Origin of the sequence: Bifidobacterium eulemuris, from assembly GCF_014898155.1 — a bacterium.
GTDB classification, from domain to species: domain Bacteria; phylum Actinomycetota; class Actinomycetes; order Actinomycetales; family Bifidobacteriaceae; genus Bifidobacterium; species Bifidobacterium eulemuris.
In genome coordinates, this window is sequence record NZ_CP062938.1 from 726563 (window position 1) to 747028 (window position 20466).

The following is a 20466-nucleotide window of genomic DNA, read 5'->3' on the forward strand; positions in this document are numbered from 1 at the left end:
AAGATGTCCGTCAATCCCCTGCTGCCCGGGCACCGTCAACGTGTGGAGTACGGGCCGGATACGACGAATGCCACCCGGATTGGGTGGCATTCGTTTTCGGATTACGTCATCAGGTACGTCGCACCTGATGGTGACGTCAGGCCTGCTTGGTGCTGGCGTAGTAGGCGGCGCCCACGATGCCGGCCTCGTTGCGCAGCTTGGCCGGAACGATCGGGGTCTTGATTTCGATGTACGGCAGGAAACGCTCGCTCATGCGGCTCACGCCACCGCCGACCACGAACAGGTCGGGGTTGAGGTAGGTTTCCATCAGGCCGTAGTACTTGGTCAGACGCTTCGCCCACTTCTTGTAGCCGAGGTCCTTCTGCTCGCGAATCGAAGAGGCGGCGTACTTCTCGGCGTCCAGATGCTTTTCGTCGAGAATGATGTGGCCGAGCTCGCTGTTGGGGATCAGCACGCCGTTGTAGATCAGGGCGGTGCCGATGCCGGTGCCGAGCGTGGTGGCCACGACCAGGCCATCCTGGCCCTTGGCGGCGCCGAACTGCTGTTCGGCCAAACCGGCGGCGTCGGCGTCGTTCACCACGACGACCGGGCGTCCGCACGCCTCGGAGAAGACCTCAGTGACATCCACACCGATCCAGGACTGATCGAGATTGGCCATGAAATCAAGCTTCTGACCGGGCTTGATCGGAGCCGGGAACGCGATGCCGACGGGCGCGGACTCGGGCACCTCGAAATGCTCGAGCTGCTGGCGCACGATGGCGGCCACAGCCTGCGGAGTGGAGACCTCAGGGGTGAGGATCTTCAGACGCGGCTCGGCGAATTCGCCCTTCTCCAGGTTGACGGGCGCGGCCTTGATGCCGGAGCCGCCAATATCGACGCCGAAGGCCTGTGCTGTTTCAATCATCATTGACCTCTCTTCAGGGGTGTGGGTGTTATCGGAACCGGTAAGGGGAATTCTAACTCGCCGCATGCCCAACACGCGGGTGCTGAAGCATAAACGGTGCAAACGATCGCATAACCTGTCATGCCGAAACCGTGTCGACATGGAGCTCGGCACAGCCAACGATACGCATAAGCCGAATCACACGCGTCCGACACACGGGTCGAAAGCGGGAAGACAGCCGGTCAGTCCTTCATCGCGGGCATCGGCTTCCACGACGGATCATGCAGCAGCTTGCGCGAATCCCACCATCCCTGCGCGATTTTCACCACGCCGGTGCGCACATGCTCACGGTCCACCATCACCAGACGGATCAGCTCCTTGGCGGCGGTGGCAAGCGTGCCCACGCCGAACAGGAAGGGATGGAAGTCGCCGTGCACCATGAAATAGCGGGCCATATAGCCGCGGTTGCGCATGATGTGATAGCGGTTCATGTCGGAGGTGGAGTTGAGCTGGCGCACGCCGGCGATATCCCAGTTGCCGATCTCGCGGGTGCGGCGCAGAATCACGTCCGGCACGACGATCGGATTGGTGACCTTGCTGGCGCGATAGCCGTAGACCGTATCGTCCCAATAGATGAAGAAGCGCGGATCGGGCAGGCCGATCTCCTTGACCACACGACGGCTGAACAGGCCGCCTTCGAAGCACAGCGTGTTCATCACACGATATCCCGCGTTGCCGAACGCGGCCGGCGCGATCGGGTTGGGGATGCCCAACGGCACGATGAAGTCGTACTGCCAATAGAACGGACCGCCGTCGTAGTCGAAGCGCGATCCCTGAACCACCTCATGCCGGTCGGTCCATTTGGCGAGTTTGGCGATGGCATCGGGCAGCACGGCCACATCGTCGTCCATCACCCAGAACCATTCGGCACCCAGCTCGTAGGCTTTCCCCACACCGGCGGAGAAACCGCCCGCGCCGCCGAGGTTCTCGCTCTGCGGCGCATACACCACACGGGATTCGTTGCCGCTTCGATCGGCCACGGTGGCGCCCCACTGGGCGGCGACCTTCTGCGAAAGCCCGGCCACCATGGCGGCCGTCTCATCGGAATGCTCGTTGTCGACGATAACGATGCGCCACGGCGCCTGCTCCAACGCCAGAATCGAGTCGAACAGAGTGCCGAGCAGTTGCTGGCGCTTGTACGTGGTGACGATGAGGGCGAGCTTGTCGATGGTTTTCTTGGCTTGAGTCATGCCTTCCATTGTTGCACCCGCCATAGGCGAGCGACAACCCGCCGGGACAGCCGCCCGTAAGACAGGGGCCCGTCACCGCAAGGCGAGCGTGGGAACGGCCAGCAGCGCCGCGATATAGATCACGGCGAGCGCGGCGAACACGATGTCGCGCGAAGAGACACGCATCGCATGCCACTGCGTGCGGCGGATCCCCTCCTCATAGCAGCGCGCGTCCAAGGCGAGCCCAAGGTTGCCGGCATGGCGCAGCGTCCCGGCGAACACCGGCACGATGATGGCGGACAACGCCTTGATCCGCCGCATCGGCGTGCCGGTTTCGACACCGCCGCCGCGCGCCGACTGCGCGTCGACGACGGCCATGGTCTCCTGCATGAGCGTGGGGATGAACCGCAGGGCAAGACTCAACACCAGCGACAACTCCTGCGTGTGCACGCCGAGACGGCGCAATGGGCTCAGCAGCGACGCGAACGCGTCGGTCATCCGCGTGGGGGTGGTGGTTTCCAAGAAGATCGCGCCCATGACGATGACCAGCGCGAAGCGGCATGCGTACAGCACGGCGATGCCCACGCCCTCGTCGGTGATTGTAATCGGCCCGAATTGGGCGATCGGCGTGCCGCTGCGCACGAAGAACACGTTCAGCAACCCCATCACAACGAACAGCGCAAGGAACGCGCGCACCGAGGCGAGCAGCCGCATCGGATGCAGACGCGCCGCGGCGATCAGCCCGGCCGTCATCGCCGCGCACAGCGCCAGTTGCGCCGGTGTGGCGATGGCGAAGGCGGTGAACATCATCGCCAGGAACGCGACCATCTTCACACGCGGGTCCACTTGAGCCAGCGGTGCGCGGGACAGGTTCGCACGCGGACTCCCCTCGTGGGAAGGCCGTTTCGCCACGCGGTCGGAGTCTGCGGAGGTTTCGCCTGATTCACTTGCGACATCGGTCCGCCCACCATCGTCATTCAGTTCGACTTCGTCGGTGAAGACATCATCCACCGCAAGCAGCGACGCCACTCGCCCGTGCCGCATAACCAGTACGCGGTCGGCGAGTTCGCGCGCCTCATCCGCGTTATGGGTGACGATCAGCACCGTCACACCCTGGGCGCGCAGTTCGCGCACCAACCGGCGGATCGCGGCGCTCGCCCGTTCGTCCAGGCTGGCGGTGGGCTCGTCGAGCACCAGTACGCGCGGGCGGCAGGCGAGCACGCCGGCGATCGCAACCAGACGCCGCTGCCCGCCGGAAAGGCTGAACGGGTCGCGGTCGGCGAGATACTCGGCCCCCAGCATCGACAAGGCCTGCGTGACGCGCTCGGCGACCTCACGCTCCGACAGGCCTTGGTTGCGCGGACCGTAGGCCACGTCGTCGGCGACCGTTTCGGCGAACAGCTGTCGTTCGGGATGCTGCATCACGTAGCCGACCTGCCGGCGCAGTTCGCGCAAGGCCTTGCGCGGCGCGCGTTTCGACGCGCCCGACGCCCGCCCCTTGGCGACCCGCACTCCCCCGACCGTGATATCGCCGCGGTTTGGAACGTCCAACGCGCACAGCAGACGGGCCAGTGTGGATTTACCGGAACCGTTGCGTCCCATGATGGCCAGGACCTCGCCCCGGCGCACCTCGAACGACACATCGTCAAGCGCCGGATTCGCGGCACCGGAAAAGGAGAAGGACACATGTTCCACTCGGACGGCCGGTTCGACGTCAGAGGCCGGACGCGTCTCGCCCTCCGGTCGTGCTGCGCCCGACGGTGGCTGATGGGGTTCGTTCTGCGGATTCCGCCATGCCGGACCCGATTCATCCGTCCCCATACGCGCTGAGGATTCGGCGCGGCCGTCCGCCGCCTCGCCATAATCGCCGGCCACGCTGGTGGAGTCATCGCAGGCCACACCAGTGGAGGAATCGTCAGCCGTCGGCGCGGCGTCCGTCGCGCATGCCCGGCCGTCGGCGGCGACGCGGCCGGACTCCAAACGGATGACGCGGGAGGCGCGCGCCGTCTCGTCGGCGTGGTGCGTGACATGCACGATGGTCGTGCCCCGCGCATGCAACGTGTCGAGCACCGCGAGCAGTTCCGCCCGCGCTTCGGGGTCGAGCATGGCGGTCGGCTCGTCGAGCACGAGCATGCGCGGTCGCATGGCGAGCATGCCGGCGATGGCGACGCGCTGCTGCTGCCCACCACTCATGCGCGTGGGATCGGCCGCGCGCATGTCGGCGAGGTCCACCGCGCGTAACGCGTCGGCGATATGGGAGCCGATGTCGTTTCGCGGCACGGCAAGATTCTCCGGGCCGAAGGCCACGTCGTCCTCGACGACGGTGGTGACGATCTGGTCCTCCGGATTCTGGAACACCGCGCCGATGCCACGCCGCGCCATCCGATAGTTGTCGGCGTGCGCGCCGTGCTCATCGAACACGCGCCGCCCCAACAGAGTTACGACGCCGCCATCGGGCGCGCTCAACGCGCATAGCAGACGTGCCAGCGTGGATTTGCCCGAACCGTTCGCCCCGGTCAGGCACACGTATTCGCCCGGGGCGATGGCCAACGACACGTCATCCAACGCCCAGGTCGCGCCCTCATCGTAACTGAAACGGACATGCTCCAAACGCGCGATGGCGGCGTCCGGCGCGACATCGGATGCGATGGCATCGGCAAGGGAACCGCTCATGCCCGGTCCAGCAGATTCGACACCGGCTTGTAGACCAGGAAGGTCACGACGGCATGGATGGCGAATTTGACAAGGTTGAACGGCAGCAGAATCGGCACGATCATCGCCGCCACCTGCGCCATGGTCATATGCGCGTAGATCGGCGTGATCAGCAGATTGCCCACCAGGGCGGCCGCCAGCGCGCACACCGCGCCGACGAGGATGCCGACCAGGGCGCGCGAACGCGTGCGCTTGCCGCGGTAGACCAGCGCGGCCGGCACCGACAGGCACAACGCCACCAGCACCGCCATCAGCGTGCCCCACGGATTCGTGAACACATGCGGCAGAAAGCCCAACACGCTGACGATCGCGGCCGCCGAGGGGCCGAACGCGAAGCCGGCCACCAGGCACACGATGCCGCTGGGATCGTATTTGAGCCACTGCACGCCGGGAATCAAAGGAAATTCAATGAAGCTCGTCACCATCGCCAACGCCACGAACAGCGCGTACATGGCGATGCGTTTGGTGGACCAGCGCCCCGAATCGGCCACGCCGGTCGAATGCGCGTTATGCCGCGCGTCCTCGTGCGCGTTGGATTCGCTGGTGGTGGCATGCATATGGTTATGCGAAGATACGCTCATCTGAGCCCTCGTTTCTTCCATCCGGACTGTAACCGTTGGCTCCGGAATCCCACCGGATCAGCCGCTTGCGCGGGTCGCGGGCTGCCGCGTTCGCCATTATGGAAGCGAAGAACGCGGGTCACCGCCAGTAAGGAATCGCACCTTCCCTGAAACTTGCCCCTCCAAACTAAAACCCGCGCTCGACAAGCCCGAGGATGGGGTGCAGCTAAGCTGGACCCAGACATTCCATCAGCCAACGCACATCACAAGTCAGGACTTGATTCATATGGCATTGACCAAAAAGCAGACCAAGCAGCTGCGCGCGCTCGCGAACCAGCTCAATCCCGTGTTCCACGTGGGCAAGAACGATCTGACCGACGCGGCCGTGGACCAGGCCGACGATCTGATCGAACGCCGCGAGCTCATCAAATGCGCCGTGCAGAACGGTTCCGAACTGACCGCCAAGGAGGCGGCCGCCGACCTCGCCGAACGGCTCGGCGCGGAGGTCGTGCAGACCATCGGCAACCGTTTCGTGCTCTTCCGCCGCTCGCATCGCGACGATGTGGAACATATCCGCCTGGTGCGCGAGTAAACGCACGGCTACACCCCGCGCCCATCAGCTCCTTCTTGTGAGAGGATGGGGCATAACGGCCGACGACAGCGTCTCGGCATCATCGAGTAAAGGAGCGAGCCATGACCGACTACCAACAGCAGGTCCCCCAACCCGACAACGAGCAGTCCGGCTATGGTCAGGCCGATTCCTACGCGTCGACGCAGAACTCCTACGCACCGCAGGGCGGCACCAGCCAGCCGCAGTACGAACAGCCGCAGGGCTACGGCCAGCAGCAGGGGTACGCCCAGCAACAGCAGCCGTACGGACAGCAGTCCTACACCCAGTACACCGGCCAGTCCTACGGCCAGCAGCCGTACACCCAATACACCGGCCAACCGTATGGCCAGCAGCCGTACGGGCAGCCCTACGGCCAGCCGTATATGCCCGTCTATGGCGGCAAGTCGAAACTGGCCGCCGGTCTACTCGGCATCTTCTTGGGATCGCTGGGCGTGCACAACTTCTATCTGGGCAACACCGGCAAGGCGGTCGCGCAGCTGCTGCTGACGTTGGTCGGCTGGATCGTCATCGTCGGACCGCTCGTCTCGGGTATCTGGGCGCTGGTCGAAGCGATTCTCATCCTGTGCAGCCAGCCCGGTAGCCCGTGGCACCAAGACGCCAGCGGCAGGGAACTCACCGACTGACAACGACGCGAAAGAGTCGGGCACGGACGTGACGCTGGGTTTACGCCGCGCGACGCGACCTGATGCGGAACGCGGCCGCCAGACAGGCCCAACCCACCACGCAGATCACCACCATCACCGCGAAGGTCCACATGCCGCCCACCGCGGTGGCGTGCATGAACTCGGCGCTCCCCTCCTCGCCATGCCCGGCTTGGGCCACGGCCAGAATCGTGGAGAACAGCGCCGTGCCGGCCGCGCCGCCGAACTGCAGGCAGGTGTTGAAAATCGCATTGCCGTCGGGGGCGAACTGGCGCGGGATGGAGCTCAACGCGCTGGTCATCACATTGGGGTTGCCGAGTGCGAAGAAGAATCCGAAGATGAAGTAGAAGCCGGCGAGCATCGCCGGGGTAAGCCGCATGGAGAACACCAGCAGCAGCACCGGGCCAAGGATGGCGATACCCAACGGGATGAGGATCGGCCGCACCGCGCCGAAGCGGTCGTACAGCCATCCGCCGAGCGGCGAGCAGACCGCGCCGACCAGCGCGCCGGGCAGCACCAGCGAGCCGGCGAGGAAGGCGCTGGTTCCCAGCGAGAGTTGCGCCACATTGGTGATCACATAGCCGAAGCCGATGGAGACGATCGGCAGAATCGTATACTCCACCAGATGCAGCAGCACAACACGGTCGCGCAGAATACCCAAACGCAGCAGCGGTGAGAACGCTTTGCGCGAGCTGAACGCGAACAGCACGAGCGAACCCAATCCCACGATGAGGCTGACTGCGGCGATGACGGCGCTGCGCGTCGCGGGCGTGCCCGCCATGGCGGCGCTCACGGCCACGCCGGCCTGGTTGAGCGCAAGCACCAGTCCGCACAGGGCGAGCACGATGCTCAGCAGCTGGATCGGGTCGAGATAGGCGGCTTCGGTAGGTGACTTCTGTTCGATGCATTTGAGGCCGATGACCATGGCGATCAGCATCAGTGGCACGGCGGCCACGAAAATCGCCCGCCACGGCAGCACGCTGGTCACCGCGCCGCCCACGGTCGGGCCGATGGCGGGGGCCACGGTGATCACCAGCGAGCCGACGCCCATCAATCGGCCGATTTTCGAGCGCGGCGACTGTTCGAGGATGATGTTCATCATCAGCGGCGTGGCGATGCCCGAACCGATGCCTTGAATCACGCGGGCCACGATGAGCATGGGGAACGCGGAGGCGACGATCATGATCAGCGAGCCGACGATGGCCAGGGCGAGAGCAGCCAGGAAGATGGCCTTCAACGGGAATCGGCGTTTGAGGAACGACGAGACGGGCATCGTGGCGGCCACGGCCAGCAGGTAGATGGTGGTGATCCATTGCACGGTGGCCATGTCCACATCGAACTCGCGCATGAGTTCGGGGAACAGCACGGTCATCACCGTTTCGGTGAGGATGCCGATGAAGGCCAGCGATCCCACGGCGACGATCGCGCCGATGAGCTTGAGCGGGATGCGCTCGTCGGTTGGCGCGACCGCGCCGTTCGTTCGATCTGTGATTTGGATGGGCCCGTTGGACATCATTCGCTCTCTTCCTCATCATCGCACGGGGAGTATCCCGCGCATGGCCGGCCGCTCGCGCCTATCCGGCGTTCACGGTGTTCTCACGGAAATATGGTTTGCCAACCGGTCGAGCCGCCGTTATCACCGTCCATGCGCATACGACCGCGGAAGAATCGCGGGAGGCCGGACGTGGTGCCCACTCAAGACCTCAACAGACTTTAGCCGAGCTGGTAGGACATCTCAACAACACCGCGGAACGCGAGCGGGAGAGCCCTATCCCCACGCGAGACCGTCACCCGGCCTGGCGCAGGATGGCGCGGATCTTCTCCAGTCGCGGCCCCACCTCGTGCTCGTAGCCGCGATCGTTGGGATGGTAGTACTCGCGGCCGCGCAACTCGTCGGGCATGTACTGCTGCGGGGCCACGGCACCGGGCGCGTCGTGCGCGTACTGGTATCCCTCGTGGTTGCCCCACTGCTTCATCAGCGCGGTGGGCGCATTGCGCAGGTGCAGCGGCACTTGGCCGATGCGTCCGGAGTCCACGTCGGCGAGCGCCTCGTTGATGGCCATATAGCTGGCGTTGGATTTGGGTGCTGTGGCCACGGCGATGGTCGCCTCGGCGAGGATGATGCGTGCCTCGGGCATGCCGACCAGTGCCACGGCCTGCGCGGCGGCCACGGTGACCTGCAGGATCTGCGGGGCGGCCATGCCTACCTCTTCGGCCGCTGCGATCATGATGCGTCGGGCGATGAAGCGCGGGTCCTCCCCCGCCCGGATCATGCGGGCGAGATAGTGGATGGCCGCGTCGGGGTCGGAGCCGCGCATGGATTTGATGAACGCGGAGATCACGTCGTAATGGTCGTCGCCGTCTTTGTCGTAGCGCACGGTGGCCGCGTCCATCACGGTGCCGACGATCTCGGGGGTGATGATGGGGCGGCGCGCGCCCTTCTTGCGCGCCTCGTCATGGGTCACCGCGCCGGCCGCCGCCTCAAGGATGGTCAGGCTTTTGCGCGCGTCGCCGCCGGCCATGCGCACAATCTCGTCGATGGCCTCGTCGCTGGCTTTGACTTCGCCTTTGAGACCCCGTTCGGATTCCAGGGCGCGCCGCACGAGTTCGGCCAGCTGGTCGGGTTCGAGCGATTCGAGTTTGACCACCACGGAGCGGCTGAGCAGCGGTTTGATCACGGAGAAGCTCGGGTTTTCGGTGGTCGCGCCGATGAAAGTCACGTCGCGGTTCTCCACCGCCGGCAGCAGCGCGTCCTGCTGCGATTTGGAGAAGCGGTGCACCTCGTCGATGAACAGCACGGTCTCCTCGCCTTTGGACACCAGCCGGTCGTGCGCGCGCTGCAAAACGTCGCGCACGTCCTTCACGCCGCTGGTCACCGCGGACAGCTCCTCGAACACGCGACCGGATTGGCGCGCCACAATGGTGGCGAGCGTGGTTTTGCCCACGCCGGGAGGTCCGAACAGAATGATCGAACTCGGCGCGGTGAGGCTGCCCTTGGAGGCGGGGTTGGCGAGGCGGCGCAGGGGCGAGCCCTCCCCCAGCACATGGCGCTGTCCGATCACCTCGTCCACAGTGGTCGGGCGCATGCGCACCGCCAACGGCCGCGTCATATCCTCGGGAGCGTCCGTCGCCCCGAACAAATCCTGCTCACTCATACGCACCACTGTACCTCACGTCGAACACTTGTTCGACACCACATGACGTAGTGAGGCGGGATTTCGCTAGACAGCGGCCACCGAATAGTCGACGAACACGACCTCGCCGCTTTCCTGGGTGGCGTCGAGATCCACCACGCCTACGATGGCCCAATCATGGTCGCCGTCGGAGTCGTCGATGATCTGCCGCACCTTCCAGGTGTGCTCGTCACGTTCGTGCGAATCGTCGAGCACGAACAGGTCGGCGGAGCGTGCGGCCGCGTCGACGCCGACGTATTCGTGCGCGTCGTAATAGTCGTCGAGCGCGTCCTCCCATTCGTGCACGCCGTAGCCCCAGTCCTTGTCGAGCGCGCCCAGCTCTTCGGGCCGGTCGAGGTCCATCAGCTGCACGCGGCGGAACAGGGCGTTGCGCACCAGCACGGTGAGTCCTCGGCGGTCCTCGACCACCTCGTCGCGTCGACCCGGAGCGGCGAGCGCGGCGGCGGCCTCGCTGGCGTCGGCCGAGCCCGCGTTCTCCCATTCGTCGACCAGACTGGAGTCGATGGAGCGCACGAGCACGCGCAGCCAGGCGATGATGTCGCTCAGCTGTTCGTCGCGCTTGTCGACGGGCACGGTGCGGGCGAGCGAACGGTAGGCGTCCGACAGATACCGCAGCAGCGTGCCTTCGGATCGGGCGATGTTGTAACGGCCGATGTATCCGGTGAAGTCGGATGCCGTCTCCACCATGTCTCGGATCACCGATTTGGGGCTGAGCCAGTAGTCGTTGGCCCAGGGCACGTCGCGGCGGTACTGCGTGAAGGCCGCGTCGAGCATATCCTCCAAGGGTTTGGGATAGGTGATGTCCTGCAGGCGGTCCATGCGCTCGTCGTAGTCGAGTCCGTCGGCCTTCATGTCGGCCATGGCCTTGTCTCGGGCGGCGCGTTCCTGGGCGCGCAGCACCTGCTTGGGGTCTTCGAGGGTGGCCTCCACCATGGAGATCACGTCGAGCGCGTAGGTGGGGCTCGCCGGGTCGAGCAGTTCCAGCGCGGCCAGCAGGAAGGGGCTCAACGGCTGGTCGAGCGCGAAGTCGTCGGGCACGTCGACGGTGAGGAAGTAGTCTTTGCCGCCGTCGTCGCGCTCCTCGGTTTCGATCACGTCGGTGTCGAACAATGTTTGGAAGATCTCGTCGGCCCGCTGGTGCAGCCGTTCCTTCTGGTCCGGGCTTTGCGCGGAGTCGTCGATGAGCCGGTCCACGCGCCAGCGCGCGTCGCCGCCCTGCGCCACTTCGTTGAGCACCATGGAGTGGGTGATCTTCAGATGCGGCACGAGGGTTTCGGGATCCGCGTCGATGAGTTTGTCGAAGGTGTTCTCATTCCACGTCACGAAGCCTTCGGGCGCCTTCTTACGCTTGATCTTCTTGAGCTTCTTCGGGTCTCCCCCGGCCTTGGCCACGGCCTTCTGGTTTTCGATCTCGAATTCGGGCGCTTCGGCGATCACCAGTCCTTCGGTGTCGAAGCCCATGCGTCCGGCGCGGCCGGCGATCTGGTGGAATTCGCGGGCGCGCAGGCGACGCATTTTCGAGCCGTCGAATTTGGTCAGGGCGGTCAGCACCACGGAATGGATCGGCACGTTGATGCCCACGCCGAGCGTGTCGGTGCCGCAGATCACCGGCAGCAGGCCCTGTTGGGCGAGCTGTTCGACCAGACGGCGGTAGCGCGGCAGCATGCCGGCATGGTGGATGCCCACGCCGGTGCGCAACAGCCGCTGCAGGATCTTGCCGAAGGCGGTGGTGAATTTCGTGCCTTTGATGGCCTCGGCGATGGCCGTGCGCTGCTCCTTGCTGCTCACGCCGGTGGAGGCGAGCGCCTGCGCGGTTTCAAGGGCCGCGTCCTGCGAGAAATGCACCACGTAGATCGGGGTGGATCCTTCGTTGAAGGCGAGTTCCACCGTGCGTTCCAGCGGATCGAGGGTGTATTCGTAGGTCAATGGCACGGGGCGGGGCGCGTCGGCGATCACGTCCACGTCCGTGTCGGTCATGGATTCGAGTTTGTCGGCGATGGAGTCGACGTTGCCGAGCGTGGCGCTCATGAGCAGGAACTGCGTGCGCGGCAGGGTGAGCAGCGGCACCTGCCAGGCCCATCCGCGCTCGGGGTCACCATAGTAGTGGAATTCGTCCATGGCCACGCAGCCCACGTCGGCGCGGCGGCCCTCGCGCAGGGCTTGGTTGGCGAGGATCTCGGCGGTGCAGCAGATGATCGGCGCGTCCGCGTTGATATGCGTGTCGCCGGTGATCATGCCGACCAGATCGCGGCCGAATACCTCCACCAGATCGAAGAACTTCTCGCTCACCAGCGCCTTGATCGGCGCGGTGTAGTAGGAGCGTCGGCCAGTGCACAGGGCGGCGAAATGCATGCCGAGCGCCACGAGGGATTTGCCCGAGCCGGTGGGCGTGTTGAGGATCACGTGGTCGCCGGCGAGCAGATCCATGATCGCTTCCTCCTGATGAGGCCATGGTTCGATGCCTTTGGTGCCGACCACCCATTCGAAGAAACGCTCGTAGATGTCGTCGGCGGCGAGGTTGCGCGCGCCGTCGTCGTACCAGTCCGGTGCCAACGCGCCCAATGAGCCGTATCGCTTATCGCCCTGTTCGTCCGTCATGGTTCGCAGTCTACCCGCAGCCTTCTATCGCGCGCCGACTGACGGTGCCTGGACCTAGGCCAACCGCCGCCGCATCTCGTCCGGGTCGCAGTCGAGCGGAGGCCAGGTGAGGTTCATGTTTTTGATGGTGGTGCGCAACAGCTCCGAGACCACGGCGCGCGAATACCAACGGTTGTCGGCCGGCACCAGATACCAGGGAGCCTCGGGGGTGCTGGTGCGTTCGAACACCTCCTGCCAGGCGTCCATATAGTCGTCCCAGCGTTCGCGTGAGTCAAGGTCGGAGGGATCGAATTTCCAATGTTTCGTCGGATCGTCGAGCCGCTCCAGAAAATGCCGTTTCTGCTCCTGGCGGCTTACGGTGAGGAAGATCTTCACGATCGCGCAGCCGTCGGCCGCCAGCGCCCGTTCGAACTCAATCACCTGTTCATAGCGCGCAAGCCAGGTCTTTTCGGGAAGCGTGCCCCACACGCGCGGCATCACGATGTCCTCGTAATGCGAACGGTCGAACACGGCGATCCATCCGGGCTTGGGCAGTTCGCGCTCCACGCGCCAGAGAAAGTCGTGAGACAGCTCCTCGTCGTTCGGCGCGCCGAAGCCGTGGTAGTGGATGCCCATCGGGTTGCCTTGCCTGAACACGTGTTTGACGATGCCGCCCTTGCCTGAGGCATCCATGCCTTGCAGCACGATCAGCACGCGCTTGTTCGACCGGCGTGTGCCGTTGGCGTACAGCAGCCGCTGATAGCGGGAGATCTCGCTGGAACTGATTTCGATGAATCGCTCGGCGTCGTCCTTGTCGCCGTCGAAACCGGGGGTTGAGTCGGCATCGACCGCGGTAAGTCGCGTGCCTTGGTGGAACATCAGCAGTTGCCCCGGCGGAAGGGACCACACCGAGCTGAGCAGTTCGGAGGATTTGGCCGCCAAGGCCAGCCTCTCGGCCACCGTGGCACCGTCCGAAATATCGTCGATGCCCCGCTTAGCCAACGTCAACGCCTTGTCCACGCCGACGATGGCCCCTCCTTTGCCGCCGCGCGCCCGTTCTCCCATGGTCCGCCTCCTCGCATCGGATTGCATCGGATGGCAAACATCATATACCAGCCTGTTCTGCCTTTCGAGCCCTTCTATATTTAGTTAATAAATTTAACATTTACGGAATAGAAAGCCATGAAAATCGGTGTTCTCGAGACATGGATACCAACCCCCGCAACGTAATGCGCCATGTCAAAATTCCTTTATATACGGCCAAAAACACCGCAATTCCAACACATCGCAGCATCCCCCCGAACATCACAACACTCTTGCCTTCACCTTCGAAATATCTAAAAGCTGGTTTTACATTGGCTGATATTTATTGTAAGGTTGCTTACGCAATTGCGAATTCGCCCATTCTTGTCCTCTTGTGGCAACCGGGCGACTTCGTCTCAAAGAAGAGCGAAAGGAACACATCGCACATGAAACGCGCGATATCAGTGGCGCTTGCAGCGGCACTGGCTCTCGTCCCATTGACAGGAGGCAGCACGGCGTTCGCCGCGCCGCTTTCGACCAGCGATGCCAAGGATTATGCCTTGCAGATGCTGGATCAGTCCTCTGGGCAGACCCCCACGCCGATCAACGACACCACGTCGGACGGCGACTCCACGGATAACACCGTTGCCGACGACGTCGCCTCCGGCGACGCCGCATCCAACGACACTGTCACCCCCCCCCCCGTCAGCAAATGCGTCGGTGACCGCAGGCGGATGGACGCTTGACCAGAACACAGTCAAGGGCGGCGAGACGCTCGAGGAGAGCGACGGCTGGGTGCACTTCAAGTCCGGCGACAAGAACGGCAACGATCCAAGCAAGCCGTCGGCATACCCAGCGGTGGCCATTTACGACGGCAGCTACGACTTCAGCACGGATGGCGGATTCACCGCCACGATCAAGTCGCCGCAAGACGGCTCCCTGAATCGTTTCGGTTTCTATCTGGGATACAAGGACCCGAACAACGGCCTATTCCTCGGCTATGACGCCGGAGGTTGGTTCTGGCAGCGCTACGGCGCCGATGGCGCTTGGTATGAAGGTACCCGTATCGCGGCGCCCGCCGCCGACGCCGAAATCCCCATCGCGGTCGAATGGGACGGCTCCACCGCCACACTGACCGCGAACGGCAAGCAGGCTCTCGAAGTCGACTACAGCTCGATGAAGAATCTCAGCGACAAAATCGCCATGAAGGCTTCCACCCTCGGCACCGCGCTCACCGACGTGTCCGTCAAGGATTTCGCCGAGAAGGAGATCATCAAGTACGCCGTCAGCGGCACCGTGGTTGACGCCGAAGGCGCTCCGATCGAGGGTGTCAAGGTGCGCGTCAACGGCGCCTCCACCACTACCGACGCCAGCGGCGCCTACACCATTGGCGAACTCAAGGCCGGCAAGTACACCCTCTCGGTTGGCAAGTACGGCTACGAGGATGTCACCAAGGACATCGAGATCATCGATGGCGATCTGGCCGTGGATGCCATCACTCTGAACGAGGCGGCCGCCGTCGATACGGAGACCCTCTCCACCGATCAGATGGACGTGCAGGTCAAGCAGAATTTCCCCTCCGTACTCCAATACACGATGACCAAGCTTGACAACCGTGTGATGTACGGCCAGCCCAAGGACGTGCGCACCGTGGAGATCAACGGCACCAACGTGGAGCTCACCGACGCCGACGTCAAGTTCGTCAAGGAGAACAAAACCACGGCCGTCTACACGATGACCGTCAAGAACGCCGAGAAGAACATCAACGCGGTGATCACCGCCGAAATCGTCGTCAAAGCGAACACGCTGAGTCTGAACATCACCGACATCGACAACAAGCTCGATGACAATGAGCACCCGGTGCAGACCGTATCGTTCCCGAACCAGAGCCTCATCTCGATGCGCGAGGATCAGGACGGCGCGCAGTTCACCGGCGCAGTTATGTCGTCCAACACCACCAAAACCGGCGACGAGCACTTCGACATCACCGACACGACCAGCCTGACAAACCGCGACTACATGTACGCGTTCATCTCCGGCAATTCGCTGAGCGCCGGCATGTGGAGCAACTCCGAACATGACGGCCGTGTCGTGGCCGCGCCTGTGAATGGCGGCAGCCAGAACACGCGCATCTACGCCACCACCCAGACGGTCAGCGGCACGAACTCGCTCGGCCTGGCCAGCGCCCCGTGGTACTACCATCGCATCGTCACCGATTCGAAGCGCAAGTCCTACATGGTCGATGAGACCGAGATGCCGAAGATGGCCGTCGTCATCACCGGCGACGAGAACAACGACCAGACGGTCGACTGGCAGGATGGCGCGATCGCGTTCCGTTCGATTATGAACAACCCGTACAAGTCCGAGGAGGTACCCGAGCTGGTGGCATGGCGCATCGCCATGAACTTCGGATCCCAGGCGCAGAATCCCTTCCTGACCACGCTTGACAACGTCAAGAAGGTCGCGCTTAACACCGACGGTCTCGGCCAGTCCGTGCTGCTTAAGGGCTACGGCAACGAGGGCCATGACTCCGGGCACCCGGATTATGGAGACATCGGCGAGCGCATGGGCGGCGCCGAGGATATGAATACGCTGATGGAGAAGGGAGCCGAATACGGCGCCCGCTTCGGCGTGCATGTCAACGCCTCTGAAATGTATCCGGAGGCCAAGGCCTTCAGCGACGACTCCGTGCGCCGCAATTCCAGCGGTGGCCTGAGCTATGGCTGGAACTGGCTCGACCAGGGCATCGGCATCGACGGCATCTACGACCTGTCCTCGGGAGCCCGCGAGAAGCGCTTCAAGGAGCTCAAGGACAAGGTCGGCGACAACATGGACTTCATCTACTTGGATGTGTGGGGCAACCTGACATCCTCCAGCTCGGAGGATTCGTGGGAGACCCGCAAGATGTCCAAGATGATCACCGACAACGGCTGGCGTATGACCACCGAATGGGGTTCCGGCAACGAGTACGATTCGACCTTCCAGCACTGGGCGGCCGATCTGACCTACGGCGACGCGGCCAAAAAGGGTGAGAACTCCCAGGTGATGCGCTTCCTGCGCAACCACCAGAAGGACAGCTGGGTCGGTGACTTTCCGAAGTACAGCGGCGCGGCCAACGCTCCGCTGCTCGGCGGCTACAACATGAAGGACTTCGAGGGATGGCAGGGTCGCAACGACTATGACGCCTACATCACCAACCTGTACACGCATGACGTGTCCACGAAGTTCATCCAGCACTTCAAGGTGAGCCGTTGGGTCAACAACCCGCTCGACAGCACCTCCTCGAACGATCCGGAAACCAACGGCGGCAACGAGTTCATCGAACTCAAGGACGATAAGGGCAACGTCGTGACCCTCGCCCGCGAGACGAACGACCAGTCCTCGACCGCCTACCGCAACCGCACCATCACCTTCAACGGTCAGGTCGTCGCCACCGGCGCGGTCTCCAAGGGCGATGGCACCGGCACCGGCACGGAGTCCTACCTCCTGCCGTGGCTGTGGGATGCGCAGACCGGCAAGTTCGTCTCGTCCGACGACGAGAAGCTCTACCACTGGAACACCACCGGCACGGAAGCCACCACGTGGACGCTTCCCTCCGAGTGGCGGAACCTCGCCAACGTCAAGGTCTATAAGCTCACCGATCTGGGTAAAACCGAAGAGCGGACCGTGCCCGTCGTCAACGGCCAGATCACACTGACCGCCGAGGCCGAAACCCCGTACGTCGTGTACAAGGGCGACGTCACTCCCAAGCAGATCTCGGTCACGTGGAGCGAGGGCATGCATCTGGTCGACGCCGGCTTCAACGGCGGAGAGCAGACCTTCGAGGAGGATTGGACGCTGAAGGGTACCGGCGAGGCCTCCATCGCGAAGAGCCAGTACAGCAACCCGATGCTCAAGCTCACCGGCAAGGTCTCGGCCACCCAGACGCTGACCGACCTGAAACCCGGCAAGCGCTACGCGCTGTACGTCGGTGTGGATAACCGTTCCGACGGCGACGCCACGATGACGGTCACCAGCGAAGGCAAGACGCTGGCCACCAACTCCACCTCACGCAGCATTGCGAAGAATTACATCCAGGCGGATGCGCACAACACGAATTCCGCCACGGTGGATGGTTCCAGCTACTTCCAGAACATGTATGTGTTCTTCACCGCGCCCAAGAGCGGCGAAGCCACGCTGACCCTGGCCCATCAGGGCGCGGGCGACGTGTACTTCGACAATGTACGCGTGGTCATCAACGGCTACAAGGGTCTGAAGTTCGACAAGAACGGCAACGTCACCAAGCTGACGAACGACTTCGAGAACAACGCCCAAGGCATCTGGCCCTTCGTGGTCTCCGGGTCCGAAAACGTCCAGGACAACCGCATCCACCTGTCCGAGAAGCACGCGCCTTACACGCAAGCTGGCTGGGACGTCAAGAAGATGGATGACGTGCTCGGCGGCGACTGGTCGGTGAAGGTCAACGGCCTGACCCAGAAGAACACACTGGTGTACCAAACGATTCCGCAGAACATCAAGTTCGAGCCGGGTCGCACGTACAAGATCTCCTTCGACTATCAGGTCGGCTCCGACGACATCTATGCCGTCGCGGTTGGCTCCGGGGAGTTCTCCTCAGCCAACACAACTCTGGTTCCGTTGAAGAAGACCCTGGTTATGGATGCGCAAGCCGGCGAGAACTACACCGCCAAGTACACGTTCGAGCTGACGGGTTCCGTCAACGGGGACTCCTGGTTCGGCATCTACTCCACCTCCACAGCACCTGAACTGCATGGTTTCGACAAGGACGACGCTGAAGCCAACTTCGGCGGATACAAGGACATCGTGCTCGACAACCTCGTGATTGAGCGCGTCGACTCCGAAAGCAAGACCAAGGCCGAGGCCAAGGCCAAGCTCGAGGAGATCACCAAGAAGTACGACGATATGCAGTCGCAGATTGGTGACGAGGCGAAGTTGACTTATCAGAAGACTCTGGCCCAAGCCAAGCTGCTGATTAACGACGACCAGGCGACCTCGGAGGATTATGCCACGGCGATCGCATTGCTGGAGTCGCTTGACGTCTACATGCAAGGCCCGCTCCCTGACAATGCGAATACCGACAAGTACGACGTCGACACCGAAGCCTACACGGTCGCAGCCGGCAGCGAGGAGCTAAACGCCGCGAACGAAGGTCCGGCGGCTCTCGCTCAGGATGGTATGTCCAATACTCTCTGGCACACCGACTACAGTGCATGGGCCGTCAGAGATGGTGATGCTTGGTATCGATTCGATCTCACCAAACCGACCACCATTACCGGCTTGCGTTATCTGCCTCGCTCCGGTGCTTCCAACGTCAACGGCAAGATCAAGGATTACAAGATCGAAGTGACAACGGCCGCTGGTGACACTCGTGTCGCCTCCGAGAGCACCACCGTCAAGCAGGGCACCTTCTTAACCGATCAGGTATGGCAGCTGGCTCAATTCGACCAGCCTGTGGAGAACGCGGTCTCCGTGACCTTCACCGTACTTACATCGGCGGGAAATTCTACAAATAAGTTCGCTGCCGCCGCCGAGCTGCGTCTGACCACGGAACGCGATGTGTCAATCGTCGACAAAACCGATCTCGCAGACGCCATCTCCCAAGCGGAGGCGTTCAACGAATCCGACTCCACCGCGGACAGCTGGAAGGTGATGAGCGAGAAGCTCACCGCCGCCAAGACCGTGCTCGCCGACGAGAACGCCGACACCTACGACGTGCTGCTCGCCACGAACGAGCTCGACGCCGCCATCAACGCGCTGGTGCCGGTGGATGTCGACAAGGCCGCTCTGCGGTCTGCGGTCGAGAAGGTCGCGAATCTGAAGGAAGCGGAATTCACCGCCGACTCGTGGGCCGCGTTCGCCGCAGCCCTGGCCGACGCCCAGACGGTACTGGACAACGCCGACGCCAAGCAGTCCAAAGTGAACGCCGCCCTGGCCGCACTCCAGAACGCCGTGGAAGCTCTCAAGCCCGCCACGACGGAACCGGAACAGCCGGGCACGGTGGACAGGTCCGTCCTGCAGGCCACGGTCGACTCGGCCGCGAATCTGAAGGAAGCGGAATTCACCGCCGACTCGTGGGCCGCGTTCGCCGCAGCCCTGGCCGACGCCCAGACGGTGCTGGCCAACGCCGACGCCTCACAGGCCGACGTGGACGCAGCCCTGGCCGCGCTCGATGCCGCCAAGCAGGCCCTCAAGCCCGCTACAACGGAACCCGAGCAGGTGAACAAGTCCGTCCTGCAGGCCACGGTCGACTCGGCCGCGAACCTGAAGGAAACGGACTACACGGCCGAAACGTGGGCCGCGTTCGCCGCAGCCCTAGGCGACGCCCAGACGGTGCTGGCCAACGCCGACGCCTCACAGGCCGACGTGGACGCGGCACTGGCCGCGCTCGATGCCGCCAAGCAAGCCCTCAAGCCCGCCACGACGGAACCGGGCCAGCCTGAACAGCCGAGCGCAGCGAACAAGTCCGCCCTGCAGGCTGCGATCGCCAAGGCCGAAGCCCTTGATCTCAAGGGTTACACCGAAGCGTCCGCCAAGGCCGTGCGTGTGGCTCTGGCCAGTGCCAAGCTGACCGCCGACAACGCGACCGCCACCCAAGAGCAGGTCGATGCCGCGCTCAAGGCCCTCGAAGCCGCGATCGACGGTTTGGAGAAGGCTCCGGCCTCCACCAACAAGCCGATCTCGAACACGGGTGCCAGCGTCTTCGCGGTCATCCTCGCAGCGATGGTTCTGGCCGCGGCCGGACTGGCGCTGACGGTTCGCCGTCGCAGCCACCGCTGAATGATTGGCTGATGGGGTCGACCGCACAGCGACCGACCCCACCCCTCTCCCCCAACCAACAATCCATAATTAAATAGTCGTAGGCCCGTTCCGAAATATCCGGAACGGGCCTACGTCGTATCTCCCCCAAACGAATTATCCCATCGTCATGCTGAGCGGAGTGTAACGGAGTCGAAGCATCTCCTGACCAGTAGTGCCGCAAAGGTCAAGGAGATCCTTCG

The 20466-nt window shown here is 63.5% G+C and carries 12 protein-coding genes and 1 riboswitch; of the genes, 4 read left to right on the top strand and 8 right to left on the bottom strand.

What is annotated here, in order from left to right; all coding sequences use genetic code 11:
- Positions 1-136: 136 nt before the first annotated feature.
- The 4 genes from ppgK to BE0216_RS03245 all read right to left on the bottom strand — a co-directional run bounded on the left by ppgK (position 137) and on the right by BE0216_RS03245 (position 5381).
- Positions 137-904 (bottom strand): polyphosphate--glucose phosphotransferase, encoded by a 768-nt coding sequence (gene ppgK, locus BE0216_RS03230; protein ID WP_094636417.1) that lies wholly within the window; start codon positions 902-904, stop codon positions 137-139.
- A gap of 221 nt (positions 905-1125) precedes the next feature.
- Complete coding sequence (locus tag BE0216_RS03235) at positions 1126-2142, bottom strand: glycosyltransferase family 2 protein (RefSeq protein WP_404801803.1); 1017 nt, start codon at positions 2140-2142, stop codon at positions 1126-1128.
- A 63-nt stretch (positions 2143-2205) separates the two neighbouring features.
- Positions 2206-4785: an energy-coupling factor transporter ATPase gene (locus BE0216_RS03240; RefSeq protein WP_094635988.1), complete on the bottom strand. Its 2580-nt coding sequence runs from the start codon at positions 4783-4785 to the stop codon at positions 2206-2208.
- Positions 4782-5381 carry an ECF transporter S component gene (locus tag BE0216_RS03245; RefSeq protein ID WP_226805809.1) on the bottom strand — a complete coding sequence of 200 codons (600 nt, stop codon included), beginning with the start codon at positions 5379-5381 and terminating at the stop codon, positions 4782-4784. Before BE0216_RS03245 ends, BE0216_RS03240 begins: the two co-directional genes overlap by 4 nt.
- Positions 5382-5410: 29 nt before the next feature.
- Positions 5411-5563, bottom strand: a riboswitch (FMN riboswitch).
- A 107-nt stretch (positions 5564-5670) separates the two neighbouring features.
- Between BE0216_RS03245 and BE0216_RS03250 the strand changes: the two genes are divergently transcribed.
- Together BE0216_RS03250 and BE0216_RS03255 are read left to right on the top strand one after the other, a co-directional pair.
- Positions 5671-5976: a YhbY family RNA-binding protein gene (locus BE0216_RS03250; RefSeq protein WP_072723810.1), complete on the top strand. Its 306-nt coding sequence runs from the start codon at positions 5671-5673 to the stop codon at positions 5974-5976.
- A 101-nt stretch (positions 5977-6077) separates the two neighbouring features.
- On the top strand, positions 6078-6638 hold the full coding sequence (locus BE0216_RS03255; RefSeq protein WP_094635987.1) for a TM2 domain-containing protein: 561 nt from the start codon (positions 6078-6080) through the stop codon (positions 6636-6638).
- A 40-nt stretch (positions 6639-6678) separates the two neighbouring features.
- On the opposite strand, the gene BE0216_RS03260 is transcribed toward BE0216_RS03255, so the two are convergent.
- From BE0216_RS03260 to BE0216_RS03275, 4 genes are all read right to left on the bottom strand, one after another.
- Complete coding sequence (locus BE0216_RS03260) at positions 6679-8169, bottom strand: MFS transporter (RefSeq protein WP_094636416.1); 1491 nt, start codon at positions 8167-8169, stop codon at positions 6679-6681.
- 274 nt (positions 8170-8443) lie between these two features.
- Positions 8444-9811 (bottom strand): replication-associated recombination protein A, encoded by a 1368-nt coding sequence (locus BE0216_RS03265; protein WP_094635986.1) that lies wholly within the window; start codon positions 9809-9811, stop codon positions 8444-8446.
- Between the two features lie 66 nt (positions 9812-9877).
- Positions 9878-12448, bottom strand: a complete 2571-nt coding sequence (locus tag BE0216_RS03270; RefSeq protein ID WP_094635985.1) for a DEAD/DEAH box helicase — start codon at positions 12446-12448, stop codon at positions 9878-9880.
- A 54-nt stretch (positions 12449-12502) separates the two neighbouring features.
- Entirely contained in the window at positions 12503-13492 is a 990-nt protein-coding gene (locus tag BE0216_RS03275) for a PPK2 family polyphosphate kinase (protein WP_226805687.1), read from the bottom strand.
- Between the two features lie 140 nt (positions 13493-13632).
- Between BE0216_RS03275 and BE0216_RS12180 the strand changes: the two genes are divergently transcribed.
- On the top strand, positions 13633-14196 hold the full coding sequence (locus tag BE0216_RS12180; RefSeq protein ID WP_404801804.1) for a hypothetical protein: 564 nt from the start codon (positions 13633-13635) through the stop codon (positions 14194-14196).
- Entirely contained in the window at positions 14171-20245 is a 6075-nt protein-coding gene (locus BE0216_RS03280; RefSeq protein ID WP_404801805.1) for an endo-alpha-N-acetylgalactosaminidase family protein, read from the top strand. Before BE0216_RS12180 ends, BE0216_RS03280 begins: the two co-directional genes overlap by 26 nt.
- Positions 20246-20466 lie beyond the last annotated feature (221 nt).